General features: G+C 59.3%; 16 protein-coding genes. 9 read left to right on the top strand and 7 right to left on the bottom strand.

Going from position 1 to position 15,600, the window contains the following annotated elements:
• The first annotated feature begins 428 nt into the window (after window positions 1-428).
• Window positions 429-3,338: an Rne/Rng family ribonuclease gene (locus tag GDN47_RS22410; RefSeq protein ID WP_152094274.1), complete on the top strand. Its 2,910-nt coding sequence runs from the start codon at window positions 429-431 to the stop codon at window positions 3,336-3,338.
• A gap of 170 nt (window positions 3,339-3,508) precedes the next feature.
• Here GDN47_RS22410 and GDN47_RS22415 read toward each other — a convergent pair whose 3' ends face one another.
• Window positions 3,509-4,666, bottom strand: coding sequence for a pyridoxal phosphate-dependent aminotransferase (locus tag GDN47_RS22415; protein WP_113329126.1), 1,158 nt, complete (start codon window positions 4,664-4,666; stop codon window positions 3,509-3,511).
• A gap of 212 nt (window positions 4,667-4,878) precedes the next feature.
• On the opposite strand from GDN47_RS22415, the gene GDN47_RS22420 reads away from it, so the two are divergent.
• From GDN47_RS22420 to GDN47_RS22450, 7 genes are all read left to right on the top strand, one after another.
• Window positions 4,879-5,646, top strand: a complete 768-nt coding sequence (locus GDN47_RS22420; protein WP_152094275.1) for a DsbA family protein — start codon at window positions 4,879-4,881, stop codon at window positions 5,644-5,646.
• Between the two features lie 208 nt (window positions 5,647-5,854).
• A complete protein-coding gene (gene aroQ / locus GDN47_RS22425) occupies window positions 5,855-6,292 on the top strand; it encodes a type II 3-dehydroquinate dehydratase (RefSeq protein ID WP_069614924.1) in 438 nt (145 codons plus the stop codon).
• Window positions 6,293-6,316: 24 nt separating this feature from the next.
• Window positions 6,317-6,790: an acetyl-CoA carboxylase biotin carboxyl carrier protein gene (gene accB, locus GDN47_RS22430; RefSeq protein ID WP_069614925.1), complete on the top strand. Its 474-nt coding sequence runs from the start codon at window positions 6,317-6,319 to the stop codon at window positions 6,788-6,790.
• Window positions 6,791-6,800: 10 nt separating this feature from the next.
• Entirely contained in the window at window positions 6,801-8,153 is a 1,353-nt protein-coding gene (gene accC, locus GDN47_RS22435) for an acetyl-CoA carboxylase biotin carboxylase subunit (RefSeq protein ID WP_173002541.1), read from the top strand.
• Between the two features lie 3 nt (window positions 8,154-8,156).
• Window positions 8,157-8,801 carry a leucyl/phenylalanyl-tRNA--protein transferase gene (gene aat, locus GDN47_RS22440; RefSeq protein ID WP_152094276.1) on the top strand — a complete coding sequence of 215 codons (645 nt, stop codon included), beginning with the start codon at window positions 8,157-8,159 and terminating at the stop codon, window positions 8,799-8,801.
• Window positions 8,802-8,850: 49 nt separating this feature from the next.
• Window positions 8,851-9,810, top strand: coding sequence for a DUF2167 domain-containing protein (locus GDN47_RS22445; RefSeq protein ID WP_145320339.1), 960 nt, complete (start codon window positions 8,851-8,853; stop codon window positions 9,808-9,810).
• 337 nt (window positions 9,811-10,147) lie between these two features.
• Entirely contained in the window at window positions 10,148-10,783 is a 636-nt protein-coding gene (locus GDN47_RS22450; RefSeq protein WP_152094277.1) for a DUF1062 domain-containing protein, read from the top strand.
• Between the two features lie 66 nt (window positions 10,784-10,849).
• On the opposite strand, the gene GDN47_RS22455 is transcribed toward GDN47_RS22450, so the two are convergent.
• The 6 genes from GDN47_RS22455 to GDN47_RS22480 all read right to left on the bottom strand — a co-directional run bounded on the left by GDN47_RS22455 (window position 10,850) and on the right by GDN47_RS22480 (window position 14,996).
• A complete protein-coding gene (locus GDN47_RS22455) occupies window positions 10,850-11,290 on the bottom strand; it encodes a DUF2155 domain-containing protein (RefSeq protein WP_069614929.1) in 441 nt (146 codons plus the stop codon).
• Window positions 11,291-11,393: 103 nt separating this feature from the next.
• Window positions 11,394-11,792 carry an NADH:ubiquinone oxidoreductase subunit NDUFA12 gene (locus tag GDN47_RS22460; protein ID WP_152094278.1) on the bottom strand — a complete coding sequence of 133 codons (399 nt, stop codon included), beginning with the start codon at window positions 11,790-11,792 and terminating at the stop codon, window positions 11,394-11,396.
• A 106-nt stretch (window positions 11,793-11,898) separates the two neighbouring features.
• Window positions 11,899-12,366 (bottom strand): GNAT family N-acetyltransferase, encoded by a 468-nt coding sequence (locus tag GDN47_RS22465; RefSeq protein WP_152094279.1) that lies wholly within the window; start codon window positions 12,364-12,366, stop codon window positions 11,899-11,901.
• A gap of 20 nt (window positions 12,367-12,386) precedes the next feature.
• On the bottom strand, window positions 12,387-12,890 hold the full coding sequence (locus tag GDN47_RS22470; protein ID WP_113351548.1) for a GNAT family N-acetyltransferase: 504 nt from the start codon (window positions 12,888-12,890) through the stop codon (window positions 12,387-12,389).
• A 3-nt stretch (window positions 12,891-12,893) separates the two neighbouring features.
• Complete coding sequence (gene gatB / locus GDN47_RS22475; protein ID WP_152094280.1) at window positions 12,894-14,399, bottom strand: Asp-tRNA(Asn)/Glu-tRNA(Gln) amidotransferase subunit GatB; 1,506 nt, start codon at window positions 14,397-14,399, stop codon at window positions 12,894-12,896.
• Between the two features lie 87 nt (window positions 14,400-14,486).
• Window positions 14,487-14,996 carry a GNAT family N-acetyltransferase gene (locus GDN47_RS22480; RefSeq protein WP_152094281.1) on the bottom strand — a complete coding sequence of 170 codons (510 nt, stop codon included), beginning with the start codon at window positions 14,994-14,996 and terminating at the stop codon, window positions 14,487-14,489.
• A 300-nt stretch (window positions 14,997-15,296) separates the two neighbouring features.
• Between GDN47_RS22480 and GDN47_RS22485 the strand changes: the two genes are divergently transcribed.
• The gene (locus tag GDN47_RS22485) at window positions 15,297-15,554 is read left to right on the top strand and encodes a YjhX family toxin (protein WP_152094282.1); all 258 of its coding nucleotides are present in this window, start codon (window positions 15,297-15,299) and stop codon (window positions 15,552-15,554) included.
• The last annotated feature ends 46 nt before the right edge of the window (window positions 15,555-15,600 follow it).

The raw sequence follows: 15,600 nt of genomic DNA on the forward strand, positions 1-15,600 counted from the left end.
AGGGTAGAAGTGTTGACGGGATAGAGTCGTCGCAAAGGCAGCCGCCTCGAGTACCAGGCGCCAATAAGCGGCATTCATCCGCCGTCTGCAGTACTTTTGCTCGAAACAGTGGATATCTGAATTTCCGGCTTCAAACGGGAAATTCATCGGTGGAGAGCCACCAAACGCTCTTTAGAGAGCACATTCATCGGACCCTTTTGGGTCTAAGGCATAGTCGATCTCGCTTGGTTACGGATGTTACCGCAGCAGCTTTTTCAGAAAGTCAACAGACCCCAGGGAACTGATGCCCCGGCTGCCGTCTGGATGCTGTCATCGCCGAACCAATCGCGACTTTCATTATCCGGTGCAACAATTGCGGATCATATCCGGCCTGTCCCAGCGACAGGCAGGCCCCCATCCGGTTGTCTGCGCCGAGGAGCACAGCTTTCATGGCAGACAAAATGCTTATCGATGCGTCTCACGAGGAAGAGACGCGCGTCGTTGTCGTTCGCGGGAACCGCATAGAAGAGTTTGACTTCGAGTCACAGCACAAGAAGCAAATTCGCGGCAACATCTATCTTGCAAAAGTAACGCGGGTAGAACCTTCGCTTCAGGCCGCCTTCGTTGACTACGGCGGCAACCGGCACGGCTTTCTGGCCTTTGCCGAAATCCATCCCGATTACTACCAGATCCCGCTCGCCGATCGTCAGGCGCTGCTGAAGGCCGAGGCCGAGGAGCATCGCCGCGACGATGATGTCGAGCATGTCGAGACAGCGCTCGATCTTTCGCAGCAGGAACAGCCCGATATCGGCATCGTGGCGAAGGAAGGCGAAGAAGCCGAGGTGCCGGCTGCGATCGGCGAAGAGGCCCCTGCCGCAGAGGCAGCCGCGGCCGCCGAAGAAGCAGCTCCGGCCAAGAAGGCAAAGCCGCGCCGCAGCCGCAAGAAGGCAGTAGCGGACGCGCCCGCCGAAGAGACGCCAACTCCCGAAGCTACGGCTGCCGTCGATGCGCCGAGCGAGGAAGAGGAAGGACCGTCCGGCGAAATGGCTGCAATGGTCGAAACCGATTCGATCTCAGAAGACGTCACGACCTCCAAGCGCCGCCACGATGACGACGATGATGATGACGATCATGACCACGAAGAGGAAGTGATCGAATCCGTCGGCGCCGAAGACGCGATGGAAGAAGTTCCCGATCGCGCCCAGCGCAAGCCGCGCAAGCAATACCGCATCCAGGAAGTCATCAAGCGCCGCCAGATCCTGCTGGTGCAGGTGGCCAAGGAAGAGCGCGGCAACAAGGGTGCGGCGCTGACCACCTATCTCTCGCTCGCAGGCCGTTATTCGGTTCTTATGCCGAACACGGCACGCGGCGGCGGTATCTCCCGCAAGATCACCAATCCGCAGGACCGCAAGCGCCTGAAGGAAATCGCCAAGATGCTCGAAGTGCCGCAGGGCATGGGCGTCATCCTGCGTACTGCCGGTGCCAACCGCACCAAGGTCGAGGTCAAGCGCGATTTCGAATATCTGATGCGCCTTTGGGAAAACGTCCGCACGCTGACGCTGGCTTCGACTGCGCCGTGCCTCGTCTACGAAGAAGGCAGCCTGATCAAGCGCTCGATCCGCGACCTCTACAACAAGGATATCGGCGAGATCATCGTTGCCGGCGAAGAAGGCTATCGTGAAGCGAAAGACTTCATGAAGATGCTGATGCCGAGCCACGCCAAGGTGGTTCAGCCCTATCGCGACATCCATCCGATCTTCTCGCGCTCCGGCATCGAGGCACAACTGGACCGCATGCTGCAGCCGCAGGTGACATTGCGTTCTGGCGGCTATCTGATCATGAACCAGACGGAGGCGCTGGTCTCGATCGACGTCAACTCCGGCCGTTCGACCAGGGAACATTCGATCGAGGACACCGCGCTCCAGACGAACCTTGAAGCCGCCGAGGAAATCGCGCGCCAGCTGCGCCTGCGCGACCTTGCCGGCCTGATCGTCATCGACTTCATCGACATGGAAGAGAAGCGCAACAACCGCGCGGTCGAGAAGAAGCTGAAGGAATGCCTGAAGAACGATCGCGCCCGCATTCAGGTCGGCCGCATCTCGCATTTCGGTCTTCTGGAAATGTCGCGCCAGCGCATCCGGGCCTCGGTTCTGGAAAGCACGACGCAGATCTGCTCGCATTGCGGCGGCACCGGTCACGTGCGCTCGCAGTCTTCCGTTGCCCTGCATGTCCTGCGCGGCATCGAGGAATATCTGCTCAAGAACACGACGCACGACATCACCGTGCGCACGACGCCGGACATTGCGCTCTATCTGCTCAACCACAAGCGGCAGACGATCATCGATTATGAAAGCCGCTTCGGCGTCGCGATCGTCATCGATGCCGACAATGCCGTCGGCACACAGCATTTCGCGATCGACCGCGGGGAGCCGGTCGCCAATCCGGTGAAGATCGAAAGCCTGTTCAACTTCGCAGCCATCCCGGACGACGATGACGACGATATCGTCATCGAAACGGACGAGGAGGAAGACGAAGAGCTGGAAGAAAAAGCTGCGAGCACCGAGCAGCAGCCATCGGCTCGCTCCGAAGGCAATGACGGCAACCGCAAGCGCAAGCGTCGCCGCCGGCGCCGCGGCCGTGGCAACGATACCCAAGCCGCTCAGGCTTCCGAGGCAGGCTCAGCGGCCAGTGTCGCTGAGGATGCGGACGGCGAAGAAGGTGACGACGACGAAGCTGATGTTGGTGCGGAAAACACCGCATCCACCGGCAGTGACGATGACACACAGCAGAAGCGCAAGCGCCGTCGTCGCGGCAAGCGTGGTGGCCGACGCAATCGTGAAAACGAAGGCAACGAACAGGCTGCAGCAGGCGAGGAAGCCGGTTCCGGCGAAGTTGATGAGAACGATGCAGAAGAGGGTGGCGACGCAACCGTAACGGTGGCCGAGATCGCGGTTGCCGAAGGCGAAGCCGCCGTCGAGGCGCAGCCCGCCATGGCAGCGGTCGAAACGGCAGCCGTCGTTACCGAAGACGTCAAGCCTGCCAAGGGCCGCGGTCGCCGCAAGGCGAAGGCTGTCGAGGCATCGCCGGTCGAGACGCCCACTGTCGAGGAAGCGCCCACAGCGGATGTCGAAATCGAGGCTGTTGCCGAGATCGCCGAAGTTATGGACAATTCGGCAGACACGGCGGCGCCCGAAGCGTCTGAGGATGCAGCCAAACCGGCCCGCGCCAACCGCGAATCCAACGTTTCCTCCTCTGCTCCGGTGGTGAAATCCACCCGCGCTAACGAAGGTAGCGAGAGCGACGGAGAGCCGACCAAGCCGAAGAAAGCTGGCTGGTGGCAACGCCGCGGCTTCTTCTAAGAAGATCAATTCGTGATGAACTTAAAATCCGGCTGTGGCAACGCGGCCGAATTTTTCGTTTCCGTTGCGCGATTTATTCGTCATTCACGCTGCATAAGAAGCCAAAGCGCAGCGGTTCCACGCTTGCGAAAATGCTTCCGCAAGCTCGCGCAAACCATTGATTGCGGATTCTATTTCAGCCAAGCGGCCATACGTTCGATGGCTTCCTCGATCTCGGCATTCGAGCCGGCATAGGAGAAACGCATCGCGCGATGTCCTTCCACAGGATCGAAATCGAGGCCGGGCGTGGCGGCGACGTTGATTTCGGCCAGCATCTTTTGCGCAAAGACCATGCTGTCGTTCGTGAAGCCGCTGACATCGACATAGGCGTAGAAAGCGCCATCCATCGGCGAGGCAATACGGAAGCCGATTTCCGGCAGCCGACGCATGAGGAAATCGCGGTTGCGGCCGTAGCTCTCGCGATAGACATCCAGTTCCGCGCCTGCGTCGAGTGCCGCTTCGGCGGCAATCTGCGACAGTTCCGGCGCGGAAATGTAAAGGCTCTGGGCCACGCGCTCGACGGGACGAACGAGCCGTTCCGGTAAGACCATCCAGCCAATACGCCAGCCGGTCATGCAGTAATATTTCGAGAAGGAATTGATGACAATCGCCTCGTCCGTCAGCTCCAGCGCACTCGTCTCCTCACCGACGAAAGTCAGCCCGTGGTAGATCTCGTCGGAGATGAAGGCGATGGAACGATCCGCGCAATAATCAGCCAGCGCCTTCAAGGCCGCCCTGCCCGTCACCGTGCCTGTGGGATTGGCGGGGCTTGCTAGCAGCACGCCCTTCAGGCGCTTGCCGCTTGCCGCCTGCACTGCCTCGAGGCTCTCGGGCGTTAACGTAAACTCCGTCTCCTCTGTGACCGGCACCTCGACGACATCGAGACCGAGTGCGGCGAGGATATTGCGATAGGCCGGATAGCCCGGCCGTGCGATGGCAACGCTATCGCCGGCATCGAACAGAGTCAGAAAGGCAAGATTAAAGCCCGCCGACGATCCGGTCGTGATCGCAATGCGCTTCGGATCGATGCTGAGGTCGTGGCGTACCTGGTAATGGGCGGAAAGCGCCTGCCGCAGGGCTAGAGTGCCGAGCGCATCCGTATAACCGATCCGGCCATGGCCAAGAGCTACGCGCGCCGCCTCCAACGCCGCTTGGGGCGCGGGATGCGAGGGCTGTCCAACCGCCATGGAAATGACGGAATGTCCTGCCTGGCGACGCCGTGTCGCTTCCGCCAGCACATCCATGGCATGAAAGGGTTCAACATCGCTGCGCTTGGATAGGGAAAACAAGGTCAATTCTCTCTCGGATCGGATTGGCAAGCGACATTTGCCGCAATATCGGCGCGTTCACAATCCTGCGATTGCGGCTTTGTCGTGAAAATTCCTGTTTCTGGAAGTAAGGACGCACCGTAAATTGTCGATGCTTATTTGCGGATGTTAACCCGACGATGTTATTGCGCATCCGAGAATGACGTCTCCGCCCAGATCCAAACGAGGACCCCATGACCTTTTCTCTCAAAAGCCTGCTGACGGTTTCGGCGATTGCCCTGACAGCGTCCTTCGCCACGATCCAGCCGGCCGCCGCGCTGGACGACCAGCAGAAGAAGGAAATCGGGGATTTCATCAAGGAATATCTCGTCGAGCACCCGGAGGTATTGCTGGATGCACAGGCCGCACTCGAAAAGAAACAGGATGAAGCCCGCATTGCGCAGTCGGCCCAGGTGATCACCCAGAACAAGGATGCGATCTTCAACTCCAAGGATGACGTGGCCATCGGCAATCCGAAGGGCGATATCACCGTCGTCGAGTTCTTCGACTATAACTGCACCTATTGCCGCCATGCGCTCGGCGATATGGACAAACTTCTGCAGCAGGACAAGAATGTTCGTTTCGTGCTGAAGGAATTCCCGATCCTCGGTCAGGATTCAGTTGCCGCTTCCCGGGTCTCCAGCGCGTTCCGCCTGCTCGCGCCGGAAAAATATGCCGAGTTCCATCACAAGCTGCTGGGCAGCGACGGCCGCGCCTCCGAAGACACCGCCATCGATGTCGCCACCTCGCTCGGTGTCAGCGAAGCGGCCATCCGCGCCGAAATGGCAAAAGCGCCGAACACTGACATGATCAAGGCGACCTATCAGATTGCCTCCGATCTCAACGTGACGGGCACGCCGGCCTATGTCATCGGCAACGAGATGGTTTCGGGCGCGATCGGCCTCGATGCTATCAAGGAAAAGATTGCCAACGTTCGCAGCTGCGGCAAGACGAGCTGCTGAACGGCGCAAAAGCCTACTCTCAAAAGCGGATAAGTAAGTGGCCTATTCGCTTTTTTAAGAGCTTCGGAACGGCGCCGCGACGCAGCATGGCGCAAAAATGCCAAAATCGCGGCGTTTCCACACCTAGAGGCACGCAACCTTCGTGCCAGGGCTTTCCTACAGAGCCTTGGGAGTCTATAGGTTGCGCTGCACTTTGACGGAACCTCTAATGGCGCAAACTATTTTCGTCCTGAACGGACCCAATTTGAACGCTCTCGGCAAGCGCGAGCCGGGCATCTATGGCGGCAAGACGCTCAAGGATATCGAAGCCGACTGCAAGGCCGCAGGTGAAAGCCTGGGCTTCATCGTCGATTTCCGCCAGAGCAATCACGAAGGTGTGCTGGTCGACTGGATGCACGAAGCCGGTGACAAGGCCGCCGGTGTCGCGATCAATCCCGGTGCCTACGGTCATACGTCCATCGCGCTGCATGACGCGATCCGCGCCATTTCCATTCCCGTCGTGGAGGTACATATCTCCAATATCCACGCACGCGAAGAATTCCGGCACAAATCGATGATTGCGCCCGCAGCAAAGGGCATGATCTGCGGTTTCGGACCTCATAGCTACATCCTGGCGCTTCAAGCGCTGAAATCCATCACCCAATAACAAAAATACAGGGCAAGAAATCCAATGGCTGAAAAGAAATCGGGTATCGACCAGGCGCTGATTCGCGATCTCGCCAATATTCTCAACGACACGGATCTCACCGAGATCGAAGTCGAGCAGGAAGATTTGCGCATCCGCGTGTCGCGCGCCGGCACGACGCAGTATGTTCAGGCGCCGATTGCCGCCCCGGCCGCTTACGCCGCTCCTGCTGCCGCGGCAGCAGCGCCGGCCGCCGCCGCTCCCGCCGGCAAGACCCGCAACCCCGACAATGTCGTCAGCGCGCCGATGGTCGGCACAGCCTATCTGGCGCCGGCTCCGGGCTCGGCTGCCTTCATCCAGGTCGGCGCATCCGTCAAGGAAGGTCAGACGCTGCTGATCATCGAAGCAATGAAGACGATGAACCAGATCCCCGCTCCGAAATCCGGCACGGTGACTGAAATTCTCGTTCAGGACGGCCGTCCGGTCGAGTACGGCGAAGCCCTGGTCGTCATCGAGTAAGGTCGGCCCGATGCCCATGATTTCGAAGATTCTCATAGCCAATCGCGGAGAGATCGCTCTGCGCGTGCTGCGCGCCTGCAAGGAGCTCGGCATTGCGAGCGTTGCGGTGCACTCCACGGCCGATGCCGATGCCATGCATGTACGGCTTGCGGATGAGAGCGTTTGCATCGGCCCGCCGCCGTCGCGCGAAAGCTATCTCAATATCCATCAGATCGTCGCCGCCTGCGAGATCACCGGCGCGGACGCCGTGCATCCCGGCTATGGGTTCCTGTCGGAAAATGCCAAGTTCGCCGATATTCTCGAGGCGCACGGCATTACCTTCATCGGTCCGACGGCGGAACATATCCGCATCATGGGCGACAAGATCACCGCCAAGACCACGGCGCAGCAACTCGGCATTCCGGTCGTTCCCGGTTCCGATGGCGAAGTGAAGACCGAGGCGGATGCGCTGAAGACAGCGCGCGAGATCGGCTATCCGGTGCTAATCAAGGCAACTGCCGGCGGCGGCGGCCGCGGCATGAAGGTCGCCCGCACGGAAGAAGACCTGATCGAGGCCTGGTCGACGGCACGCACGGAAGCGGCAGCCGCCTTCGGCAACGAATCCGTCTATATGGAAAAGTATCTCGGCAAGCCGCGCCATATCGAAATCCAGGTTTTCGGTGACGGCGAAGGCAATGCGATCCATCTCGGCGAACGTGACTGCTCACTGCAGCGCCGCCACCAGAAGGTCTGGGAAGAGGCCAACTCCCCAGCCCTCAACGTCGAGCAGCGCATGAAGATCGGCCAGATCTGCGCCGACGCGATGAAGAAGCTGAAGTATCGCGGCGCCGGCACCATCGAATTCCTCTATGAGAACGGCGAGTTCTACTTCATCGAAATGAACACCCGTCTGCAAGTGGAGCATCCGGTCACGGAAGCCATCACCGGCATCGACCTCGTGCACGAGCAGATTCGCGTCGCTTCCGGCGGCGGTCTTTCGGTCACGCAGGACGAGGTGCATTTCCAAGGCCATGCCATCGAATGCCGTATCAATGCCGAAGATGCCCGCACCTTCGTCCCCTCGCCCGGCACGATCACGCATTTCCATGCGCCCGGCGGCCTTGGCGTTCGTATCGATTCCGGTGCCTATCAGGGCTACAGGATCCCTCCCTACTACGACAGTCTGATCGGCAAGCTCATCGTACACGGGCGCACCCGCGTCGAATGCATGATGCGCCTGCGCCGTGCGCTTGACGAATTCGTTGTGGACGGCATCAAGACCACCCTGCCGCTCTTCCAGGATCTGGTTTCCAATCAGGATATCGCCAACGGCGATTACGATATCCATTGGCTGGAAAACTACCTGGCAAAAACATCGGCCTAGCCTGTGCCCGGAGCGCGCGGCAAACGTCCCGGCATTACCCCGGAGATTTTGCTGCGCGCCTATTCCATCGGGCTTTTTCCGATGGCTGAATCGGCAGACGATCCGGAGATCTTCTGGGTCGAGCCGGAATTGCGAGGCATCATCCCTCTGGATACGTTTCACGTCTCCAAGAGCCTCGCCAAGAAGATCCGTCAACACCCTTTCGATATTCGCTTCGACACGGATTTCGAAGCGGTCATCGCCGCCTGCGCTGAAGAGACGAGCGATCGCCCCAGCACCTGGATCAACGACACGATCCGCACGCTTTATGCCACCCTGCATCATATCGGCCACGCCCATTCCGTGGAGGCCTGGGACGGCGACCGGCTGGTTGGCGGGCTCTATGGCGTTTCGCTGGGATCCGCCTTCTTTGGCGAAAGCATGTTTTCCCGTCGCACGGACGCCTCCAAGATCTGCCTCGTCTATCTGGTGGAGCGCCTGCGCGAACGCGGCTTCACCCTACTCGACACGCAATTCACCACCGAGCACCTGAAGACATTCGGCGCCATCGACGTGCCTAAGGATGCCTATGCCAAGATGCTGGAGAAAGCGATGGAATCGCCCAATCTCAGCTTCTCCGATGGTGGAAATCGGCCGGAAATGAATTGATTACGAAACGGATTGCCCTAAGTTCGGCACAACAGCCGAGGGTAGAATCGTGAAGAATCATATTGCAATTGCATTTCTCGCCGCGCTGACCATCGCGACGCAGACCAACGCCAAATCATTCCACGACATGTTCGGAGTCGAGCCGCCGGTAGGCGACGAAGGCGCCGTGCTTAAAACGCTGGATTTCCAGCAGGGCGCGATCAAGATCCCCACCGCCAATGCCACACTGACTGTCTCTGACCAGTTCTACTATCTCAATCCGCAGGATTCGAAGAAGGTGCTGGTTGAGCTCTGGGGCAATCCGGAAAGTTCGGTGGGTAATCCGCTCGGCATGATCTTCCCGGCCAAATATCCGCCGACCGACCCACATTCCTGGGGTTCCGTCATCGACTATGACGGCAGCGGCTATGTCTCCGATGAGGATGCAGCATCGACAGATTACGACGATCTTCTGAAGAAGATCCAGGACGCGATCAAGGAAGCGAATCCCGAACGTGAACAGCAGGGCTTCGACCCGATCACACTGGTCGGCTGGGCAGAACCGCCACATTACGATAAGGCGACCCATGCCCTCCACTGGGCGCGCGATCTGATTTTCGGCAAGGATCCCAATGCCGGTCACACGCTGAACTATTCCGTGCGCGTGTTGGGACGCGAGGGCGTCACCGAGCTCGATTTCGTCGCCGGACTGGATCAGCTGCAGGAAATCAACGCCGCTATCCCCAACGTCATCAACACCGTGCAATATGATAGCGGCAAGCGCTATGCCGATTTCACCAATGGCGACAAGATCGCCGCCTATAGTATGGCGGGCATGATCGCTGCCGGTGCGGGCGTAAAGGTTGCGGCAAAGCTTGGCCTGCTTGCAGTCGTTCTCGGCTTCTTCAAGAGTTTTGGCGTCGCCCTTCTGGCATTGAAGAAAGGCCTCATCGTTGTGCTGGCGGGTGCCGTAGCGGCCGGCCGCAAGATCCTGAGTCTGTTCCGCCGCAAAGGAAATAGTGACGCCTGAAGCAATCCACGCCTGAAGTTTTTTACCACTTCAAATCCTGATTGTGGTCTGCTATCTCTGCAAGCGAAGAGCGTTGGTGCATAGAGGTTCCACTTTGCCGTCGTAAATACCGGTCTCATCCAAATCACCCAGTGCATCGGGACGGTTCAATGCCGTCCGACGCATATTCATGTCCATCGGGTGATGGCCTGAGACCGGTTTGGCATTGTCAAAACGCGCCTAATGCAGCCACCGCTGTCTCAGCTCTTCAGCCGTCCCGCAATATCGCCATACCGCGCCCTGACGGGCTTGTCTCACCGCCAGCTTGGTGGACTTCCAGACGGAAGACCAAGACGGTATGTGCAATATTCTTCAGGTCCGTTGGACCCTTACGCCTAAAACATCGCCTCAACCATGGATCGCCTGCAGCGGCTGCGGATCTCCAAAACCCTTCAGATCGAGCGGCAAGATCAGGCTCAACGCCAATGGCAAGCGGCTCGATGCCTGGCTTGTCTATAAGTGCATCGATTGCGACAAGACATGGAACCGAACGCTCTTCGAGCGCCGGACCGTTCACGACCTCGCCCCTTCCACGCTCGAGGCACTGCAGCGCAGCGATCCGGACTGGGTACGCGCGCAGGAATTCGATCTCGACGGGCTGAGGCGGAAAGCCAAACGTATTGAGGAGCCGCCCGATGTCTCCATCCTGAAAGAGGCTATAGGTGTGGCAAGCGGCTGGACTTTGCTTGATATCGGGATATCAGCTCAATTCCCGACAAACCTGCGCCTTGATCGGCTGCTTGCATCGGAGTTGGCAATCTCGCGCTCGCGGCTTCAGGGCTTTCGGGATGGAGGCAAATTGAAAGCCTATCCGGACCGCAACGACTTGTTGCGGCACAAGATCAAAGACGGCGTGCGGATCGTACTCGACTTGTCGGAGGTGGCCGATCGTCTGGCGATAGGTGAAGCGGCGGCAAATACCGAGCGAGAATGAAACTATGCCCGCAGGAGAAAGGCTTCTGCGGGCTACATAATCCTGCTGTGAATGTCTCGAAACCGATTACTTCGCGCCGGCAGTATCCGGCGCCGGAACGTCAGACTTCTGCTTGCACTCTTTCAGCCAGACGTCATAGATCGGATGCTCGACGGCGTTGAGGCCGGGGCTGTCGGCGAACATCCAGCCGGTGAAGATGCGGCGGATACGGCGATCGAGAGTGATCTCGTCCACCTCGACGAAACCGTCCACCTTCTGTTGCTCGGTATCGTCTCGTGAATAGCAGGCGCGCGGCGTCACTTGCAATGCACCGAACTGCACGGTTTCGTTGACATAAACGTCGAAGGTGGTGATGCGGCCGGTGATCTTGTCGAGGCCGGAGAAGACCGCAACTGGATTTGATATGCGGGCAGCCTCGGCAGTAGGGGCTGCCATGATGCCGGCGAAGAGGGTGATTCCCGCTGCAGCCACCGCACGCAAAGAAGCGCTCCGCGTGAAAAACATCATATCCGCCAGTCTCCGCTTGGTCTCGGTCAAGGCGCCGAGCTCGCGCCGGCATATGTCGCGCCTAAAGCCCAATTGTGGCCAAAGGACGAGCCGGCTGTCGCGCTCAGCTGCCCGGGGTCCAGGCGTCGTAGTCGCCGGTCACGCGCGGACGCTCGCCGGCAACGGCGAGAGAGCCAGGCGGGCGGTAAGCCTGCGGCGAGCCTGTGGGATTGGCGCGATGCTCCTTCTGCCAGTCCTTGGCGACATAGTTTTCCTTGGTCGGCGGAACGTCGGTGCGGTGATGCATCCAGCCGTGCCAGCCCGGAGGAATGGCGGAGGCTTCGGCATAGCCCTTGTAGATCACCCAGCGCTTTGGAAGGCCGTAAGAGGACGTGCCGCCTTCGTAATAGACATTCCCGAACTCATCCTCGCCGACACGCTTGCCAAACCGCCAAGTCGCGAAGCGCGTCCCCATGGTCTGACTGTTCCACCAGGTGAAGGTCTGTACGATGAAATTCCACATGTCTTTTCCTCGATACCCGCTGAGGGGCAAGCGATACCAGAATTCGATAGTTTGCTTATGCCGCCCCTGATCCTGCTTGTCCAGTGATTCCAGCAGGCAAACGGCTTCATTTCAATGTCATCTTGAAGCCCAGATGTGTCGGCTTGAAACCGAGTCTTTCATAGAAGCGATGTGCATCCTTGCGAGCCGCATTCGAGGTCAGCTGTACCATCCGCATGCCGCGGCGTTTCGCCTCCTCGATGCAGAAGTTGATCATCGCCGCCCCGATCCCCTGCCCGCGCATGTCGCCACGCGTCTGGACGGACTCGATGATCATCACGGACGATCCCCGACCGTGCAGCGAGGTGACGACAATTGTCTGAAAGGTGCCGACGACCTCGCCGGCAAACTCAGCGGCGTAAAGCGTCTGGTTCGACGATGCGGCAATCACGCGAAAAGCATTGGCATAGTCGTCATAGGCCGAAGGCTCGGCGGTATCGCCATGACCGCCCATGGTGTCGGCGGCGAAGAGCGCGATCAGGGCATGAAGGTCGGACTCTTTCGCTTCGCGGATTAGCAGGCGGCCGGCTTCCATGAATGATCTCGCCTATTCTTTCAGTGGCCCGCCAGCGGCTTCTCGAATATCAGCGCCGGAATGCCCGACTGCCCATTGCCGCAGTTTTCCGTGCGGCCAACCTCGACAAAGCCGTGGGCCTGGTAAAAGGCGATCGCAGGCGCGTTCTGCGGATCGACCTCAAGGCGCATGATCTCCGCATCCGGGAAGCAGGTCTCCAGCTCAGCGAAAATATCGCGGCCGATACCCTCGCGCTGATGCTCCGGACTGACATAGAGCATGTGAAGCATGACGGTTTTCGTCATCTCTTTGGACATGGCGGCATAGCCCATGCCGCCGATCGTCTTGCCGTCGTCGGCCACCAGGAATTCGGAATTCTTATTCGCCAACCGCGCCTTCAGCGAGGCAAGCGAATGCCAGGAGGCGTGCAGCTCGCCGACCTTTTCCGGCCCGTAGATCCGGTCATAGGTCGCATGCCAGGTTTCGCCGAGCAGAGCGCGGACCTTTTCCAGGTCCTGCTCGCTGGCGGTGCGGACGAAGAACACCGCTTATTCCTCTTCGATGCCGAGCTTGGCCTTGACCAGCGCCTGCACCGCCTGCGGGTTGGCCTTGCCGCCGGTCGACTTCATCACCTGGCCGACGAACCAGCCGGCAAGGGTCGGCTTGGCCTTAACCTTGGCAACCTGATCCGGGTTGGCGGCGATGATCTCGTCGACAGCCTTTTCGATCGCGCCGGTGTCGGTGACCTGCTTCATGCCGCGCGCCTCGACAATCTCCGCGGGATCGCCGCCCTCGGTGAGCACGATTTCGAACAGATCCTTGGCGATCTTGCCGGAGATGGTTTCCGCCTTGATGAGGTCGATGATCGCGCCGAGCTGGGCGGGCGAAACCGGAGTCTCTTCAATGTCTTTGCCGGTTCTGTTCAGAGCGCCCAGCAAGTCGTTGATGATCCAGTTTGCCGCCATCTTGCCATCGCGGCCGGCGGCAACTGCTTCGAAATAATCGGCAATCGCCTTTTCCGAGACGAGCACGGAGGCGTCGTAGACCGAGAGGCCGAGTTCGCGGACGAAACGCTCCTTCTTATCGTCGGGCAGCTCAGGCAGATGCTCGGCAAGCTCCGCGACGAAGGCATCGTCGAACTCAAGCGGCAGCAGATCCGGATCGGGGAAATAGCGGTAATCATGCGCATCTTCCTTCGTGCGCAGAGACCGCGTCTCGCCCTTGTTCGGATCGAACAGGCGGGTTTCCTGATCGATCGTACCGCCGTCTTCCAAAATGCCGATCTGGCGGCGTGCTTCATATTCGATCGCCTGACCAATGAAGCGGATGGAGTTGACGTTCTTGATTTCGCAGCGCGTGCCGAATTCGCCGCCGGGACGGCGAACGGAAACGTTGACGTCGGCGCGCATGGAGCCTTCGTCCATATTGCCGTCGCAGGTGCCGAGATAGCGCACGATCGAGCGCAGCTTCGTCATATAGGCCTTCGCCTCGTCGGCGGAGCGGATATCCGGCTTGGAGACGATTTCCATCAGCGCGACGCCGGAGCGGTTCAGATCGACATAGGACATGGTGGCGTGCTGGTCGTGCATCGACTTGCCGGCATCCTGTTCCAGATGCAGGCGCTCGATGCCGATCTCGATATCCTCGAACTGGCCCTGACGGTCCGGACCGAGCGAGATGACGATCTTGCCCTCGCCGACGATCGGATCCTTGAACTGCGAGATCTGATAGCCCTGCGGCAGGTCCGGATAGAAATAGTTCTTGCGGTCGAAGATCGAACGCTTGTTGATCTTGGCCTTCAGACCGAGACCGGTGCGCACGGCCTGCTTGACGCATTCCTCGTTAATGACGGGCAGCATGCCGGGCATGGCGGCATCGACGAGCGACACGTTGGAATTCTGAGGATTGCCGAACTCCGTCGAGGCGCCGGAGAAGAGCTTGGACTTGCTCAGTACCTGGGCGTGGACTTCCATCCCGATAACGACTTCCCAATCACCCGTGGCACCGGGAATGAGGCGTTTCGGATCTGGCGTACGGACGTCGACAATGGTCATGGGAAGCTCTTGTATAATGCTGTTTTCTGCTTTGGTGAGGTAGAGCAATTGGCGAGGCGGCGCAAGGCTTTCGGCATCGGCTGCGTGCTATATGCCCGGGCCATAGGCGCCATCGCTTTCATCGACCAGCGATTTCGAAAGCCCGACTGTGGGAACATCGCTGTCGAGCTTGGGGGAATAGACGATCGACAGCCAGCGGATCTCATAGCCGCGCGCCCTGAAGAAGGCGATGGCATCGGTATTGGCCGCATGGCTCTGCAGCGAAACCTTCTCCAGCCCCTGCCCGTGCACATCCGCTTCGATCCGCGCCAGAAGCGCCGAGCCGAGACCGCGTCTGACGAAATCCGGATCGATCCAGAAATCGGAAATCGCCTCGTCAAGCGCCTCCCGCGCCGCCCATCCCACAGCTTCGCCGTTGAGCTCTATGACTGATATTGTCAGCCAGAGATTGCGGGTGAAATTTTCAAAGGCTTCGCTGGCGCTCTCCAGCAGTTCACCCGTGCCGCCGATCGCGCTCATCGCCTTCTGCCAGGAGCGCAGGCCGATGCTTGCCAACACCGCCGTTTCACCTTCATGGGCATTGCGAATATGGATCATCAGGCCCCCGCCATTTGGAGACAGTAAAGCACCCATAGAAAGCATTTGCCAGCGGCGGGATTCATCATTTTAGGGGGTGGTGAAAGGCGAAGTCGGGTTGAAGCTTGACTATGGAGCGCAACCTGTTTTAGAGAGGCGCATCGACGGAGTTTTTATGTCCACCTTTTGTCAGACCCGGTAAAGGCCTTGCTCGCAAGTTCTCTTGCGTGCCAGGCCTGAAAAACGAAGCCCCGACCTCCCTCAAGGGAAGCTTCGGATCGTTTTGTTGCGCCCAATGGCGCATTACGGATTCTGACTCCAATGGATATTTCACGCGCGGAACAGCGCATTCTCCACCTGCTCGCTCAGGGCGGGCGCATCGAACTCGAACGCACCGAAAAAAAGAAAATCGAGACCGCCAGCTGCTACACACGGGATGGCTGGCTCTATCCCGATTTTAGTCTTGAACTCTTTCGCAGGCTCCGACGTCTGAAGGCCATCCGGTCCACCGACGGCCAACCCTACCGGATCACGGAAAAGGGGCTGAAGCTGGTGAGGGCGCAGCTGGACAATCGATAAAACAAAGACGAGAGCCGCCCGACAAGGCGGCTCTCGGCAATAACTG

The sequence above is a fragment of the Martinezella dioscoreae genome (assembly GCF_009176305.1).
In the GTDB taxonomy this organism is placed as follows: domain Bacteria; phylum Pseudomonadota; class Alphaproteobacteria; order Rhizobiales; family Rhizobiaceae; genus Rhizobium; species Rhizobium dioscoreae.

Coding starts and splice junctions, on each gene's coding strand:
- GDN47_RS22410 (WP_152094274.1), top strand. CDS start 429: ATGGCAGACAAAATGCTTATCGATGCGTCTCACGAGGAAGAGACGCGC.
- GDN47_RS22420 (WP_152094275.1), top strand. CDS start 4,879: ATGACCTTTTCTCTCAAAAGCCTGCTGACGGTTTCGGCGATTGCCCTG.
- aroQ (WP_069614924.1), top strand. CDS start 5,855: ATGGCGCAAACTATTTTCGTCCTGAACGGACCCAATTTGAACGCTCTC.
- accB (WP_069614925.1), top strand. CDS start 6,317: ATGGCTGAAAAGAAATCGGGTATCGACCAGGCGCTGATTCGCGATCTC.
- accC (WP_173002541.1), top strand. CDS start 6,801: ATGCCCATGATTTCGAAGATTCTCATAGCCAATCGCGGAGAGATCGCT.
- GDN47_RS22450 (WP_152094277.1), top strand. CDS start 10,148: ATGTGCAATATTCTTCAGGTCCGTTGGACCCTTACGCCTAAAACATCG.
- GDN47_RS22455 (WP_069614929.1), bottom strand. CDS start 11,290: ATGATGTTTTTCACGCGGAGCGCTTCTTTGCGTGCGGTGGCTGCAGCG.
- GDN47_RS22460 (WP_152094278.1), bottom strand. CDS start 11,792: ATGTGGAATTTCATCGTACAGACCTTCACCTGGTGGAACAGTCAGACC.
- GDN47_RS22465 (WP_152094279.1), bottom strand. CDS start 12,366: ATGGAAGCCGGCCGCCTGCTAATCCGCGAAGCGAAAGAGTCCGACCTT.
- gatB (WP_152094280.1), bottom strand. CDS start 14,399: ATGACCATTGTCGACGTCCGTACGCCAGATCCGAAACGCCTCATTCCC.
- GDN47_RS22480 (WP_152094281.1), bottom strand. CDS start 14,996: ATGATCCATATTCGCAATGCCCATGAAGGTGAAACGGCGGTGTTGGCA.
- GDN47_RS22485 (WP_152094282.1), top strand. CDS start 15,297: ATGGATATTTCACGCGCGGAACAGCGCATTCTCCACCTGCTCGCTCAG.